The 13,066-nt window shown below is 66.8% G+C and carries 16 protein-coding genes and 1 pseudogene; 6 read left to right on the forward strand and 11 right to left on the reverse strand.

Annotated features, from left to right (window positions below):
• Positions 1-6: 6 nt before the first annotated feature.
• The 3 genes from ACQCS0_RS08035 to ACQCS0_RS08045 are packed head-to-tail and all read right to left on the reverse strand — an operon-like array spanning position 7 to position 2,326.
• Positions 7-354 carry a hypothetical protein gene (locus tag ACQCS0_RS08035; RefSeq protein ID WP_354155974.1) on the reverse strand — a complete coding sequence of 116 codons (348 nt, stop codon included), beginning with the start codon at positions 352-354 and terminating at the stop codon, positions 7-9.
• Complete coding sequence (locus tag ACQCS0_RS08040; protein ID WP_354155973.1) at positions 351-1,076, reverse strand: LytTR family DNA-binding domain-containing protein; 726 nt, start codon at positions 1,074-1,076, stop codon at positions 351-353. Before ACQCS0_RS08040 ends, ACQCS0_RS08035 begins: the two co-directional genes overlap by 4 nt.
• Before the next feature lie 59 nt (positions 1,077-1,135).
• Positions 1,136-2,326, reverse strand: coding sequence for a histidine kinase (locus ACQCS0_RS08045; protein WP_354156029.1), 1,191 nt, complete (start codon positions 2,324-2,326; stop codon positions 1,136-1,138).
• Positions 2,327-2,504: 178 nt separating this feature from the next.
• On the opposite strand from ACQCS0_RS08045, the gene ACQCS0_RS08050 reads away from it, so the two are divergent.
• Entirely contained in the window at positions 2,505-2,885 is a 381-nt protein-coding gene (locus ACQCS0_RS08050) for a DUF485 domain-containing protein (protein WP_354155972.1), read from the forward strand.
• A complete protein-coding gene (locus ACQCS0_RS08055) occupies positions 2,882-4,498 on the forward strand; it encodes a cation acetate symporter (protein ID WP_354155971.1) in 1,617 nt (538 codons plus the stop codon). The genes ACQCS0_RS08050 and ACQCS0_RS08055 overlap by 4 nt, the downstream gene beginning before the upstream one ends.
• Positions 4,499-4,692: 194 nt before the next feature.
• Here the strand turns inward: ACQCS0_RS08055 and ACQCS0_RS08060 are convergent, their stop codons facing one another.
• Positions 4,693-4,851 (reverse strand): hypothetical protein, encoded by a 159-nt coding sequence (locus ACQCS0_RS08060; RefSeq protein ID WP_354155970.1) that lies wholly within the window; start codon positions 4,849-4,851, stop codon positions 4,693-4,695.
• A 113-nt stretch (positions 4,852-4,964) separates the two neighbouring features.
• Between ACQCS0_RS08060 and ACQCS0_RS08065 the strand changes: the two genes are divergently transcribed.
• From ACQCS0_RS08065 to ACQCS0_RS08080, 4 genes and pseudogenes are all read left to right on the forward strand, one after another.
• Complete coding sequence (locus ACQCS0_RS08065) at positions 4,965-5,561, forward strand: hypothetical protein (protein WP_354155969.1); 597 nt, start codon at positions 4,965-4,967, stop codon at positions 5,559-5,561.
• A 361-nt stretch (positions 5,562-5,922) separates the two neighbouring features.
• Entirely contained in the window at positions 5,923-6,852 is a 930-nt protein-coding gene (locus ACQCS0_RS08070; protein WP_426940178.1) for an MTAP family purine nucleoside phosphorylase, read from the forward strand.
• The gene (locus tag ACQCS0_RS08075; protein WP_426940179.1) at positions 6,849-7,916 is read left to right on the forward strand and encodes an NAD-dependent epimerase/dehydratase family protein; all 1,068 of its coding nucleotides are present in this window, start codon (positions 6,849-6,851) and stop codon (positions 7,914-7,916) included. The genes ACQCS0_RS08070 and ACQCS0_RS08075 overlap by 4 nt, the downstream gene beginning before the upstream one ends.
• A gap of 285 nt (positions 7,917-8,201) precedes the next feature.
• Positions 8,202-8,270 (forward strand): annotated as a pseudogene (locus ACQCS0_RS08080) (hypothetical protein); the annotation flags it as partial.
• Positions 8,271-8,495: 225 nt separating this feature from the next.
• On the opposite strand, the gene ACQCS0_RS08085 reads toward ACQCS0_RS08080, so the two are convergent.
• From ACQCS0_RS08085 to ACQCS0_RS08115, 7 genes are all read right to left on the reverse strand, one after another.
• Positions 8,496-9,200 (reverse strand): DUF2064 domain-containing protein, encoded by a 705-nt coding sequence (locus ACQCS0_RS08085; RefSeq protein ID WP_354156032.1) that lies wholly within the window; start codon positions 9,198-9,200, stop codon positions 8,496-8,498.
• On the reverse strand, positions 9,197-9,913 hold the full coding sequence (locus ACQCS0_RS08090; protein WP_354156092.1) for a glycosyltransferase family 2 protein: 717 nt from the start codon (positions 9,911-9,913) through the stop codon (positions 9,197-9,199). The genes ACQCS0_RS08085 and ACQCS0_RS08090 overlap by 4 nt, the downstream gene beginning before the upstream one ends.
• 115 nt (positions 9,914-10,028) lie before the next feature.
• The gene (locus ACQCS0_RS08095; RefSeq protein ID WP_354156033.1) at positions 10,029-10,442 is read right to left on the reverse strand and encodes an Rv1678 family membrane protein; all 414 of its coding nucleotides are present in this window, start codon (positions 10,440-10,442) and stop codon (positions 10,029-10,031) included.
• Positions 10,439-10,996, reverse strand: coding sequence for a TQO small subunit DoxD (locus ACQCS0_RS08100; protein ID WP_354156034.1), 558 nt, complete (start codon positions 10,994-10,996; stop codon positions 10,439-10,441). Before ACQCS0_RS08100 ends, ACQCS0_RS08095 begins: the two co-directional genes overlap by 4 nt.
• The gene (locus ACQCS0_RS08105; protein ID WP_354156035.1) at positions 10,989-11,114 is read right to left on the reverse strand and encodes a hypothetical protein; all 126 of its coding nucleotides are present in this window, start codon (positions 11,112-11,114) and stop codon (positions 10,989-10,991) included. Before ACQCS0_RS08105 ends, ACQCS0_RS08100 begins: the two co-directional genes overlap by 8 nt.
• 142 nt (positions 11,115-11,256) lie before the next feature.
• The gene (locus ACQCS0_RS08110; RefSeq protein WP_354156036.1) at positions 11,257-12,258 is read right to left on the reverse strand and encodes an Rv1681 family radical SAM protein; all 1,002 of its coding nucleotides are present in this window, start codon (positions 12,256-12,258) and stop codon (positions 11,257-11,259) included.
• Positions 12,249-13,061 carry an Rv1680 family SBP-like protein gene (locus ACQCS0_RS08115; protein ID WP_354156037.1) on the reverse strand — a complete coding sequence of 271 codons (813 nt, stop codon included), beginning with the start codon at positions 13,059-13,061 and terminating at the stop codon, positions 12,249-12,251. Before ACQCS0_RS08115 ends, ACQCS0_RS08110 begins: the two co-directional genes overlap by 10 nt.
• Positions 13,062-13,066: the final 5 nt, after the last annotated feature.

Consider the following 13,066-nt stretch of genomic DNA (forward strand, 5'->3'; position numbering starts at 1 on the left):
AGGCCATCACTTGTCCCCGGCCAGGTCCCGGTAGCGGGTCTCATTCCGTGCCGCGGACCGGATAAAAAGCCAGGCGCTGAGGCCGATCACTGGATAGATGCCGGCACCCAGCAGAATCCAGTCGAACGGGACACCCGCGACCCGGGTATCGGCCAAGCCCGGCACGGCTGCCAGCAACGGGAACGCAGACAGGATCAGCAGGAACACGATGGCCACAACCAGGGCCAGCCGCAGCTGGGAACGGATCAGGGAGCGGACGAAGACCTGTCCCACGTCTGATTCCTCCGCCGCCTCGCGGGATTCCCCGGCGGGCCGGGGCGCAGAGCGTGGGGCGGTGACGCGGACCCGGGTCATGCCTGCGGCCGGATGCGGGTGGCTTCCAGCTTTTCCCTGACCATGGGAAGGTGGCGGCGGCTGATGGGCAGGCCGGCGCCGGCCACCGAGACGCTGGGCTTGTCCGCCGCCAGCTTCATGGACTGAACATGCTTCAGCGCCACCAGGTAGGACCGGTGCGTCCGGATGAACCCGGCCTCCGCCCACTGCTGCTCAAGGTCTGCCAGTGGCACACGGATGAGGTAGCTGGCATCCGCGGTGTGCAGCCGGGCGTAGTCTCCCTGCGCCTGGACGTATGTGACGTCGTCGCGCCTGATCATCCTGGTGGTGCCGCCCTGGTCAACGGTGATCATCTCAGGGGCGGCGGCGGCGCCGCCGTCGCGCAGCAGCTCGCTGATCCGGCCCACCGACCGGGAGAGCCGCTCGGCCCGGACGGGCTTGAGCAGGTAGTCCACGGCGGCCAGTTCAAAGGCTTCCAAGGCGCAGTCCTCGTCCGCGGTCACAAACACCACCGCCGGAGGTTTGCTGCTGCGCGTGATGGCGCGTGCCACATCAAGGCCGGACACGGCGGGCATGTGAATATCCAGGAAGACGGCATCAATCCTCTCAGTGTTCAGGGCCCGCAGTGCCTCCGCGCCGGACGTAGCCCGGTGGATGACCCCGATCCGGTCGTCCTTGCCCAGCAGGTAGGCCAGTTCCTCCACGGCGGGTAGCTCGTCGTCGGCGACGAGGACATTAATCATGGTCCTACATTAGCCGCCGCAGGCGGTTGGAAGCAGGCGGTTGGAAGCATGCGGCTGGTTCAGGCGTCATGACCGGGCTGGGACTTGGGCACGCGCATGGTGATCAGCGTTCCCTCGCCCGGCGCCGTCTCGATCACCAGTCCGTGCTGGTCACCGTACACCTGCCGGAGCCGGGCGTCCACGTTGCGCAGCCCCACATGGTCGCCGTCGTGGTGCCCGGCCAGCATTGACTGGAGCTCGGCAGGGTCCATCCCCACGCCGTCGTCCTCGATGGTCACTTCCGCGTAGGCGCCCGAATCGTTGGCGGTGATGGTGATGTGGCCCGCCCCTTCCTTGGCCTCCAGGCCGTGCCTGACGGCGTTCTCCACCAGAGGCTGGAGGCTGAGGAACGGGATGACGGTGCTCAGGACTTCCGGTGCGATCCGCAGGCTGACCTGGACGCGCTCACCGAATCGGGCACGCTCCAGCAGCAGGTACCGGTCAATGCAGCGTAGTTCCTCCGCCAGCGTAGTGAAGTCGCCGTGGCGCCGGAACGAATACCTTGTGAAATCGGCGAACTCCACCACGAGTTCGCGCGCCCGCTCCGGATCCGTGTTGATGAACGACGCGATGGCGTTCAGCGAGTTGTAGATGAAATGGGGGCTGATCTGGGCACGCAGCGCCCGGACTTCGGCTTCCATCAGCAGCGTCCGGGACGCGTCCAGCTCAGCGAGCTCCACCTGGACGGCCACCCAGTCCGCCACTTCGCTCGTGGCACGGACCAGGCCCGCGCCCGCCGACGGGGCAAACGCCGCCACGACGCCCACCACCCGTGACCCGGCACGGACCGGGGCGATGACTGCGGCGAGGCTCCCGGAGGCAAGGTCCGCACCCAGGTCCCGCGCCTGGAGCACCGCGGTCCGGCCGCCGAGCAGGACGTCGGCGGCCAGGCCCATCAACCGGGGCTTCAGTTCCTCGGCGGCACCGTCCCAGGCGAGCACCCCGGCCGAATCGGTGATGGCCAGCGCATCACAGCCCAGCAGGTTCCTTAGCTGCCGGCTCGCCTTGGCGGCGCCTGCCGGATTGAGGCCCGTACGCAGGTGTTGCCCGGCACTAGATGCAGTGTGGAGGGTGTTGTACGTGGCGCGCTCGGCGTCGGTGCCCAGCTCACGGAAGGATCGGAGCAGCTTGATGCCAGCGCCGACGACGACGGCGATCGCCAGCACAATCACCGCAACTGCGGCGGCGGTCAGGAGCGGGGAGTCTGGCATGGTGCCCAGCGTAGCGGCGGGTGCCGTTAGTCGCAGCATTGTTGCCGTTGAGCGACCGTTGCGGCCATGGTTCTGGAAAAGAGGACTACCGCAGCGCAGAGTGATTGCAGTCACATTGTCCGCATCCTGTCCGCAGGCCGGTCCGTGTGAACCAGGCAAGTCTCAATGAGGAGGAACGATGGGTAACGATGCCCAGACTCCGGACGCAGCGGCGTCCGTGGACTTCGAACAGGTCCAGTCGACAGAGCGGTTCCAGGAACTGCGCAAACGTCACCGCAGCTTTGTGTTCCCCATGGCTGTGGCATTCCTGCTGTGGTACTTCGCGTATGTCCTGCTGGCGGACTACGCCGTCGAATTTATGTCCACAAAAGTGTGGGGCAACATCAACGTCGGCCTGATCCTGGGCCTGCTTCAGTTCGTCTCCACGTTCGCCATCACCGGCTGGTATGTCAGCTACTCCAACCGGAAGCTGGACCCCATCGCGGCGGAGATCCGCAACGAAATCGAAGGCCATGAGTTTGATAAGGACGGCAATATCGTGAGCGGAGTGAACAAATGATCGGAATTGCCACGGCGGTGGATGTGGCCGCCCTCAAGGACACTACGTTGCTTAATATGGGCATCTTCGGCCTTTTCGTTGCCGTGACCATGGTGATTGTGCTGCGCGCCAGCCGTAACAACAAAACCGCTGCCGACTACTACGCGGCCGGACGCTCCTTCACCGGCCCGCAAAACGGCACCGCCATCGCCGGCGACTACCTCTCGGCCGCTTCCTTCCTGGGGATCACCGGCGCCATCGCCATTAATGGCTACGACGGATTTATGTACTCCATCGGCTTCCTGGTTGCCTGGCTCGTGGCCCTGCTGCTGGTCGCTGAGCTGCTCCGCAACACCGGCAAGTTCACCATGGCAGATGTCCTCTCGTTCCGGCTCAAACAGCGCCCTGTGCGCATCGCCGCCGCCATCTCGACCCTCGCGGTCTGCTTTTTCTACCTCCTGGCCCAGATGGCCGGCGCTGGCAGCCTGATCTCCCTGCTCCTGGGCATCAGCGACTGGGGCGGACAAGCACTGGTGATCATCGTCGTCGGCGCCCTGATGATCATGTACGTACTGATCGGCGGCATGAAGGGCACCACCTGGGTCCAGATCATCAAGGCCATGCTGCTGATTGCCGGCGCTGCCGTGATGACCTTCTGGGTGCTTGCCATCTACGGGTTCAACCTCTCCGACCTGCTGGGCGGCGCCGCGGAAACCTCGGGCAACCCGAACATGCTCAACCCCGGCCTGCAGTACGGCAAAACCGAAACGTCCAAGCTCGACTTTATGTCCCTGGGCCTTGCCCTAGTCCTGGGTACTGCCGCGCTGCCCCACGTGCTGATGCGCTTTTACACGGTACCGACCGCCAAAGAAGCCCGTAAGTCCGTTGTCTGGTCCATCGGGCTGATCGGACTCTTCTACCTGTTCACCCTGGTCCTGGGTTACGGCGCTGCAGCGCTGGTGGGAGCCGAAACGATCAAGGCTGCCCCGGGCGGCGTCAATTCGGCGGCACCGCTGCTGGCCTTCTATCTCGGCGGACCACTGCTCCTGGGCTTCATCTCCGCGGTGGCCTTCGCCACCATCCTGGCCGTGGTGGCCGGCCTGACCATCACGGCCGCAGCGTCCTTCGCCCACGACATCTACGCCAGCGTTATCTCCAAGGGCAACGCCGACGCCGAGACCGAGGTCAAGGTGGCGCGGCGCACCGTGGTGGTTATCGGGGTGATGGCCATCCTGGGCGGCATCTTCGCTAACGGCCAGAACGTGGCTTTCCTGGTGGCGCTCGCCTTCGCCGTCGCGGCGTCGGCGAACCTCCCAACCATCGTCTACTCGTTGTTCTGGCGCCGGTTCACCACCCAGGGTGCGGTCTGGAGCATGTACGGCGGCCTGGGCTCGGCCATCATCCTGATCGCCTTCTCGCCTGTAGTTTCCGGACTGAAGACCTCCATGATCCCGGGTGCCAACTTCGCCTTCTTCCCCCTGAGCAACCCCGGGATTGTGTCCATCCCGCTGGCATTCCTGCTCGGCTGGCTGGGCACGGTGCTGGACAAGAAGCGCGAGGACACCGCCAAGCAGGCGGAAATGGAAGTGCGGTCCCTGACCGGTGTGGGCGCGGAGAAGGCCGTGGACCACTGATCGATGGCTGAGTACGGAACAGGCCGACAGTCCGGAGCAACCGGGGACTCCGGAACCGGCTGATAGTCGGAGAGCCCCTGTGCCGCAAGGCATAGGGGCTCTCTGACATTTCAGCGGTCGGCGGCCGGTGCCATGCCGTCGTCGTCCTTTCACCGGATCCGGCGCCGGAGTCGGTGCCGCTTCAGCCGGGCCGTCTACGCGACAATCATGAGCGCCAACAGGGGCGCCGCGAGGTGGCTGAAGTGCAGGCTGGAAGTGTCGCGGATGAAGGCAAGGGCCGCCACATGGGCCCCGGCTGCCGTCAGCAGGAACGCCACGGCGGACCGGGACCCGATACTCCGTCCGCTCTCCAACGCCAGGATATTCCACAGGGTCAGGCAGTTCCCCAGCCGCCGGTGAGGACCGCGAGGGCAGGCTGCCAGACGGAACCGGCAACTCTCGGCGCCGTAAGGAGGCTCGAACTTTCATGAACGCACCTTACCCTCACGTCCAGCACATCCACGGCGGCGCCAAGGGCGTCTGCCTTCCCGCGTCGGCTGATAAGGACGGCGACGGCGTGGTCTCCACCACCGAAGGCGCACCATCCTGCGGCGCCATTGTCACCACGCTTTCCACCAGCGGCGACACCAGCCGTGCGGCCGGGCCTGACCTCAAGCTCGCTGGCCAGGGCGCCAGCTACACCGTTGACCGCATGTTTGAGCTGAGCTCCGAGACCAAGGCAGCCTTGGAAGCAGGCACCGCCGTGGTGGTTGTACACGGCCTTGACCCCGCCACGCTGAGCCCGGCAGGCTGCGCTGACACCGGCGTCACGACGGACTCCGGTCGCCGCGGAGGCCTTCTGGCCTCCGCGGCGGTTGGAGTTCTGCTCCTTTTGCCTCTGGCTGGCTGCGGCACCGGAACGCCCGACGCCGGTTCCGCACCGTCGGCTCCCGCCTCACCGCCGGCGTCGGCTGCTCCCGCCACTACTCCTGCTGCGGCGCCGGCCCCGCCTGCCGCGGCTCTGCGGCGCCCGCCGTCGACCCTTTACCGGCGGTACTGTCACCTCCGAACCAGTAACACTTGAGATCCCCGCCATCGGCGTCCGGACCAACCTCCTGAGCTTGGGCCTGCGGGGGAACCGGTCGCTTGTAGTGCCGCAGGACACCGGCACCGGCGTACCCGCAAGCTGGTCCAACGGCTCGCCCACTCCTGGCGACCGCGGCCCGGCAGTGATGCTTGGTCACGTGAAAGCGCGCGGCGGCGCAACGGGCGTTTTCGCCGACCTGCGCCAGCTGACCCCAAGCACTTTCACCTGCACGGACCACCCCTGGTCTTCCCCGCCTACGAAACCGCTGACGGTTCCGCCGTGTTCCCAGCGCCCGCGTTCGAAATACGTAAGGATTCCACCCGCGTCAACTGCTGCGCGTGGTTGGCATGATGGGGTCATGGACTATCCCTCGGAACCCTTCGCCCGCGTCGGCATTATTGGCGGCACGGGCCTGTACCGGCTGCCCGGCGCTGCCGTGCTGGAGACGCTGGATGCCGCGACGCCTTTTGGCCCGCCGTCCAGCCCCGTCACCGTTGCCCGGCTGCCTGCTCGGGACGGTCCCGGAGGTGCGGACGGCCCGGTGGTCGTGTTCCTGGGCCGGCACGGCCGCGGACACAGCATTGCCCCGCAGCAGATCAACCACCGTGCCAACTTCTGGGCGCTCAAGAGCATGGGTGTGGAGGCTGTCATTTCGTCCGCGGCAGTGGGCGGACTGGTTCCGAGCCACGGAACTGGGACCTTTGCCGTACCCGACCAGTTTCTGGACAGGACCTGGGGCCGGGCGGACACTTTCTATGACGGCTCGCTGCCCACCGGCGTGCAGCACCTGCCCGCCGCCGAGCCTTACAGTGCCCCGCTGCGCGCCGCACTCATCGACGCTCTGGAGGTGCAGGGCGAACACTTCGCACCGGCTGCAACCGTGGCTGTCATCAACGGGCCACGCTTTTCCACCAAGGCCGAGTCGGCAGCCCTGGTCCGGGCCGGTGCGCATCTGGTCAGCATGACCCAATACCCCGAGCCGGTGCTGGCGGCGGAGCTGAACATGCATTTCGCGGCGCTGGCGTTCATCACCGACGCCGACACCGGCCACGACGGTTCCGAGCCCGTGACCGCGGAGTTGGTACTCGGCCGCCTGGCGGCCGCGCAGCCGCGGGTTCTGGCCGTGCTATCCGAGGCGGCGAGGAGGGTATCCGCGGGGCTGGCCTGCGTGGAAACGGCGGACGGCGGCGGATTCCCGCGGATGGCCCTTATGCCCGCCGACGCCGTCGCCACTGTGATGGGCGCCGCCAGCCCGGTCAGCCCCGGTACTGGAAGGAGGACGCCGTGAAAATTCTGGTCACCGGCGGAGCCGGTTTCATTGGCGGCCACATCGTCGGGGCCGCCCTGGCCCGCGGCTGGGAGGTCCGGACCCTGGATTCGCTGGATCCGGTGGTGCATCCGGTCAGGCCGGCAGCACATCCCGGCGCGTCTTTGCTGGTGGGCGACGTTGGCGATGCATCCACCGTTGCTGCGGCTTTGGAGGGGATCGACGTCGTTGTCCATCAGAGCGCCAAGGTGGGCCTCGGCGTCGACTTCTCCGATGCGCCGGACTATGTCCGCAACAATGACCTGGCCACGGCCGTACTCCTGGCAGGCATGGCCTCGGCCGGCAGGGACAAGCTGGTGCTGGCCTCCTCCATGGTGGTCTACGGCGAGGGCGCCTACACGGACTCATCCGGCCGGCTGATGCGGCCCGGCCCACGCCGGGTGGAGGACATGAACCACGGAATCTTTGACCCCCGGGACCCTGTCACCGGCGAGCTCCTGCAGCCCACACTGGTCACCGAAGGCGCGGTGCTGGACCCGCGGAACGTCTATGCTGCCTCCAAACTGGCCCAGGAAAACCTGGCATCGGTCTGGGCCCGTTCAACCGGAGGCACTGCCGCGGCCCTGCGGTACCACAACGTCTATGGCCCCCGGATGCCCAGGGACACACCCTATGCGGGCGTGGCCAGCCTGTTCCGCTCGGCCCTGGCCCGCGGGGAGGCGCCGCGGGTGTTCGAGGACGGCGGCCAGCGCCGCAGCTTCATCCACGTGGCGGACGTGGCGGAGGCAAACCTGTGCGCCGTTGAAGCGCTGGCAGCGGGCGGGGTCATGGCGGCAGGCAGTATGAGGGCATACAACGTAGGAGCCTCGGAGGTCCATACCATTGGTCAGATGGCGGGGGTCCTGAGCGCTGTTGGCGGCGGCCCGGTCCCCGTGATCACAGGGGACTTCCGGCGGGGCGACGTCCGGCACATCACCGCGAGCTCTGCACGGGCCAAAGCCGAACTGGGTTGGGCTCCGCGGCGCAGTTTCGAGGACGGCATGCGCGAGTTCGCCACCGCCCCGCTGCGTGGGGAACTGCCCTAGACGGCCGGTCCCAGAGCCTCCTGGCCAGCGGGGATCCGCAACCGAAACCGGCACCCACCCGCAACGTTGGCAACCTCCAGAGCACCACCATGGGCCTGCACGATGCCGTGGACAACCTTCAGGAGCATGAAAACGCTCGTCGATGAGCGACCTGATGGGAATGCCGCGGCCCTGTATGAATGGGCTTCTGTGCACGACATTCTGGGGCGCGACACGGAAGCGATTCCCCTATAGCGCCTTGCCCTCGACGCAGGTCTCGATGATAGGCGACGGCTTCAGGCACTCATTCAACTCGCCAGCTCACTGCGAAACGTGGACGAGTTCGAGGCGGCCATTCGAGTCCTCGAGGATGTGGAGGAAAACAACGTCGCCGGAGATGCGCATCCTGCCTTCCTCGCCCTGGTACTTTTGGGGGCCGCAGCAATCCGGTTGCCGGGCAGCACCATCCACCACAGCAAGAACGCACCTGCCGTCTGCAGCGCATGCAACTGCGCAAACAACACCGCCTGCGGCCTGAAGCGGGTGTCCGCCGCTGCCGCTGCTGGCTCTGCCGTATCGGATTCCACCCTTGATCCTGCCCTATGCCGTCCCGGAGACCACAGCGCGGTCTTTGGGCTTGTCACCGCGGCCTCTTGTCTGGAGGTGTTCGACGGCGGCCGCCACCGCGGCAGCAAATTCGGTGTCCGGGATTTCCGCGGCGATCTCCAGTGCATCGTCCATGTGGTCCATGTCCCTCAGAACCGGCAACAGCCCTACTGATAGTCCGTTCGCCGCCAGTCGGGAGAGCTGGTCGGCTCCGGTCGTGTCCGTGGACATCGGCACGCCGCGGACCAGCGCGCCGTCGGGGCGGCGGAGGGCTAGCGCCCAGAAGCCGCCGTCGGCGGACGGTCCTATCCAGGCATCGTGCTGTGGCGTCGCGGCGGACCAGTCCATGCGTAGCGGGGCAAGATGTGCCGGTGAAATCTGGGGTGTGTCCATGCCGACGATCAGCAGGGGGCCGGTGGCGTCGTCGCAGATTGCGGCGAGGCGTTCATCCAGCGGGCCGCCGGTCTGGGCCACAACGGCGAATCCTGCGGCATCCCGGGCGCGTGGTGTCCCGTCCATAACCAGCAGCCGTTCGCGTACCGGCAGGAGTCTGATGGTATCTAGGGTCCTGCTGAGGCTGAGTTGTGCCAGGTCAGCGGCCTGAACGGGCGTCAATGGCGGAGTCAGTCTGGTCTTCACCCGGCCCGGCAGGCACTCCTTGGCGATAACCGCCACCTGCAGATCAAGCGTTGGCCTCACGGCTGTTCCTCGCTGCCGGGAAGGGTACGGACCGGCCCGGCAGCAGCTGCGGCGGCTGCCGCCCGGAGCTGTGCCGACATATCCCGCACAGCCCTCACTGTGCCCAGGACTGTTCCGGTTACCTTGGACTTGCCCGTGCGCTGGGCATAAACCACCGGAAGTTCGGTGATTCTCCAGCCCCGCAGGCTGGCTTTGAGAAACATTTCGAGAGGATATCCGCTCCTGCGGTCCTCAAGCTGAAGGGACAGCAGATCCGCGCGGCGTGCGGCCCGCATGGGTCCGAGGTCGGTGACGGCTTCGCCGGTGCGGCGGCGCAGCAACCAGGCCAGGACATAGTTGGCGCTACGGGCATGTAAAGGCCATGAACCCCACTGCGGCTGGCGGCTGCCCAACACGAGATCGGCGGTGCCGGCCATGACAGGCGCCAGCAGGGCAGGCAGCCCGGCCGGATCCAGGGAGCCATCGCAGTCACAGAACGCCACGAAGTCCGCCGTAGCGGCGAGCAGGCCGGCATGGGCTGCCGCCCCGAAGCCTCGTCGGTTTTCCCGGATCACCGTCGCCCCAAGCTCCGCCGCTAGTTCCGCCGAACCGTCGGTGGAGCCATTGTCCACCACGATGGCCCGGTACCCGTGAGGCATCCGGGCCAGGACCCATTGCAACGCCCCGAATTCATTCAGACACGGCAGAACAACATCCACAGTAGGCCCGGTCATTTCGCTCACGCCGCCACGCCATGGGTCCAGGCCCGCGGATGCGGCCTTGTCCCTGGCCGGTTCACCGCATCGTGGGACTCACCTCGGGGCAGGATAGGCTCGCCTGCCGCAGCCATTAGTCCGGCCCGATGGGCCTGGCTCGCCGTTCAGGGGTTGGTTTGTCACCGACGAGCATGATTCCGATAAAGGCCATGCCGATTCCGGTCAGCAGCGCTGCCGTTCCAACGTCGCCGGCGATCAGCCCAAACTCCTGTCCGTAGGTGGCAAGGCGGAGGAGGCCCAGGACGATCATCACTGCCCCGACACCGAACAGTATGGGGCGCAATCCGAGCATGGTCCCCACGATGCCGATCAGGGCAAGAACGAGAAGAATCACGGCCTGTGCCGGATTGACCGGCACCAGCTTGAGCGGACTATAGTCGATGAGTCCGAACAGGGCGGTTGCCCCTGTGGCTGCACTGAGCATGAGTGCCCGGCGCCGGGTTCCCCGATCCAGCCCGGTACGAAAGGCGCCGCGGGAACCTGTCATGATGCCCTCAGCGCCAACCTGGCCAGGCGGGTCGAGGAGGTCCGCCAGCGGGGACGGAGCAGGCCGTCGAGCCCCGCCGTCCGGCCGGCGGCCGTCGCTAGCAGCACCGCGTGCACGGCGAGCATGAGGTAGTAGGACCAGTGCCACTCGTTGGGTGCGTTCAGGACCGACATGGTGATGGCCAGGGTCTGGATGATGCCGATCGCGGCCCAGAACCGGGTGAGCAGGCCGGCGAGCAGGAACGCGCCGAGGCTGAACTCGACCAGCAGAGTCGCATAGCCGAACAGCGTGAAGTTCGGTAATACGACGTTCTGGACCAGCCAGGAGAACGGCGGGACGACCGGATGCTCAACAGCGTAACTGGTGAACTGGAAGAGTCCTGTGCCCTGGTCGCGGCCAAAGTTGGGGGGGAGCTTCCAGCCGACGTTCTGGATCCACATCAAGGCCACGGTAATTCGCAGGCCGGTGATGACGGCCCGGGCGGTCCGCCCGGAGTCGAGACCTTCGGCGGCGGTCCTGCCGCCCGGCGTCGTGGTCGCGGCCAGATCAGACATGGTCGGAGACCTTGCTGTTTTCCTTCATGAGGGTGTTGTTGAAGGGAACAGTGCCGGCCGGCAATCCCACGCGCCCGCCGTATGTTTGTACTACAAGCACCTCGTCGTTGGGGGTCATGGCTTCATGCTAGCCCCAAGGAGTGTCCTGGGCGACCGGCAAAGCCTTACGGTTGGCGTACATCGGGTGAGTTCTGAAATGCACGCAGGCTCCCGCGGATTTCGGTTGGTCCGCTGAGCCGGTCCGGACACTGTAAGCCCGGCTACGCGCAGGGGAAAAGTTTGGCGGCGGCGCCGGCTGCAGCCCATTGTTCGGCGAAGAGCCGGTAGACCTCGCTGAGCGCCGGTCCCAGGGGTTCGATCTGCGTGCTGACCAGGGCGTGGTCATCTGTCGCGGCGACGGGGTGCCAGTACACCCCGTCGGCGGTGACGGTGACTTCGGGGACCAGTGTTTCGCGGGTGAACTGGACTCCAGTGTCGGCGGCTCCCTGCTGCGCGACCGGGCGGATGACCTGATCGGTCCGCGGGATGCCCAGCCCGTCAAGAAAATCGTGCAGTGCGGCCAGATCAGTCGCGTGCGGCGATGCGATCGTGGCGGCCACCCGGACCCGGAAACCCTCGCCCAGTGCAACCTGGATCCCGGCCACCGCCCGGGCCCAGCTGCCGGCACCGCGGTGCCCGTCGTGGATCTCGGGGGTCGGGGAGTCCAGGCTGATCTGCAGGGCGAAGCCCTCGCGCGGCATCGCCTGCAAGGAACGAAGCCCGGGCCCCCGGAACAGCATGCCGTTGGTCAGCAGGGTGGTTGGCAGCAGCCGGACACAGTCCGTGACAATCCGGGCAATGTCGGGCAGCAGAAACGGTTCGCCGCCGGTGAGATATACCTCCTGGACGCCCCAGTCGGCGCCGGCCCGGACCAAGCGGGCGATCCGTTCGACGCCGAGCTCCCGGCGCTCGGCCCTGGGTGAGGAGGCGACACAGCAGTAGTCACAGGCGAGGTTGCAGTGGAAGTTCGTGTATAGCCAGAGCCGGGCCCCGGGCAGGCGGTCCGGTCCCAGCGTCACTGCGGGGTCGGGCAGTCGGCCGCGACGAACGACGACGGCGCCGGGACCGACGTCGGTCCATGACTTGGTGATGAGGGTGTTGCCCGTTCGTTCACACCAGCGTTGGACCAGGTCAAACTCGGTCGCGGAGCCAATAGTCACCGCACCGGTGGCACCCTCGGCCAGGGTCCCCACCATGCGTACCAGGTCCAGGATCACCACCACTTGGTCACCCCCTGTTCCTCGACGGCGGCGAACAGCCCGGTGTAGCCGTCCAGTTCGGGCCGGACCCAGCGCCGCAGTCCCTCGAGCTCCAGGATCCGGCGGTGCTCGGGCCGTTCCCAGTCCATGGCCAGGAGCGTGCTGACCCACGGCTCGTAGCGCTCGGCAGGCAGGGTGTCCAGGGCGGTGAACATGCAATGGCAGTACGGTTCGGTCTGCCACACCGACTCCAGGGCCTCCGGCATCAGCTCCCCGCCGCCGATGCCTTCCCAGGTGGTGATTCCGATGGCCGCGACGTCGGCCTCGCCGGCGAGTACCGCGTCGATGGCGTCCAGCTCGCTGCGCCCGGTGTCGCCGTGCTTGCCGATGTCACTATTGAACCGTGTCACCTCCAGCAAGGTGAGGTCCAGGCCGGCCCGGGCCAGGTAGTACAGCGGCAGGATGGCGGCCTGGGCTGAGTCCGCGGACCCCAGGGCGAGCCGCTGTCCGGCGATGCCGCCCGGGCCGGAGAGCCCGCTTCCGGTGCGGGCGACGAACACGGTCGCGAACCTGGTGTCGGTGTCGCGCATCGCCAGTGCCCGGGCCCGGCCACCGGTCTGCATGACCGTGCGCACATAGGCCAGGTTGGTGTTCCAGATGATGTCGACATGTCCGGCCCGCAGCGCCTGGACCTGGCGTCCATAGTTGGAGAACAGGACAAAGTCCATCGGAGCCGGCGAGCCCGTGAAGTATTCGCGGATGCCTTCCCAGATGGGCACCACATTCGGGGTGTAGGCCACGGCCCCCACCAGCAGCTGCTCGGACATGATCC

This window comes from Pseudarthrobacter sp. S6 (assembly GCF_050156575.1).
In the GTDB taxonomy this organism is placed as follows: domain Bacteria; phylum Actinomycetota; class Actinomycetes; order Actinomycetales; family Micrococcaceae; genus Arthrobacter.

Coding starts and splice junctions, on each gene's coding strand:
- ACQCS0_RS08115 (WP_354156037.1), bottom strand. CDS start 13,061: ATGTCCGAGCAGCTGCTGGTGGGGGCCGTGGCCTACACCCCGAATGTG.
- ACQCS0_RS08065 (WP_354155969.1), top strand. CDS start 4,965: ATGAACGCACCTTACCCTCACGTCCAGCACATCCACGGCGGCGCCAAG.
- ACQCS0_RS08040 (WP_354155973.1), bottom strand. CDS start 1,076: ATGATTAATGTCCTCGTCGCCGACGACGAGCTACCCGCCGTGGAGGAA.
- ACQCS0_RS08095 (WP_354156033.1), bottom strand. CDS start 10,442: ATGACAGGTTCCCGCGGCGCCTTTCGTACCGGGCTGGATCGGGGAACC.
- ACQCS0_RS08035 (WP_354155974.1), bottom strand. CDS start 354: ATGACCCGGGTCCGCGTCACCGCCCCACGCTCTGCGCCCCGGCCCGCC.
- ACQCS0_RS08100 (WP_354156034.1), bottom strand. CDS start 10,996: ATGTCTGATCTGGCCGCGACCACGACGCCGGGCGGCAGGACCGCCGCC.
- ACQCS0_RS08105 (WP_354156035.1), bottom strand. CDS start 11,114: ATGACCCCCAACGACGAGGTGCTTGTAGTACAAACATACGGCGGGCGC.
- ACQCS0_RS08055 (WP_354155971.1), top strand. CDS start 2,882: ATGATCGGAATTGCCACGGCGGTGGATGTGGCCGCCCTCAAGGACACT.
- ACQCS0_RS08070 (WP_426940178.1), top strand. CDS start 5,923: ATGGACTATCCCTCGGAACCCTTCGCCCGCGTCGGCATTATTGGCGGC.
- ACQCS0_RS08090 (WP_354156092.1), bottom strand. CDS start 9,913: ATGACCGGGCCTACTGTGGATGTTGTTCTGCCGTGTCTGAATGAATTC.
- ACQCS0_RS08045 (WP_354156029.1), bottom strand. CDS start 2,326: ATGCCAGACTCCCCGCTCCTGACCGCCGCCGCAGTTGCGGTGATTGTG.
- ACQCS0_RS08050 (WP_354155972.1), top strand. CDS start 2,505: ATGGGTAACGATGCCCAGACTCCGGACGCAGCGGCGTCCGTGGACTTC.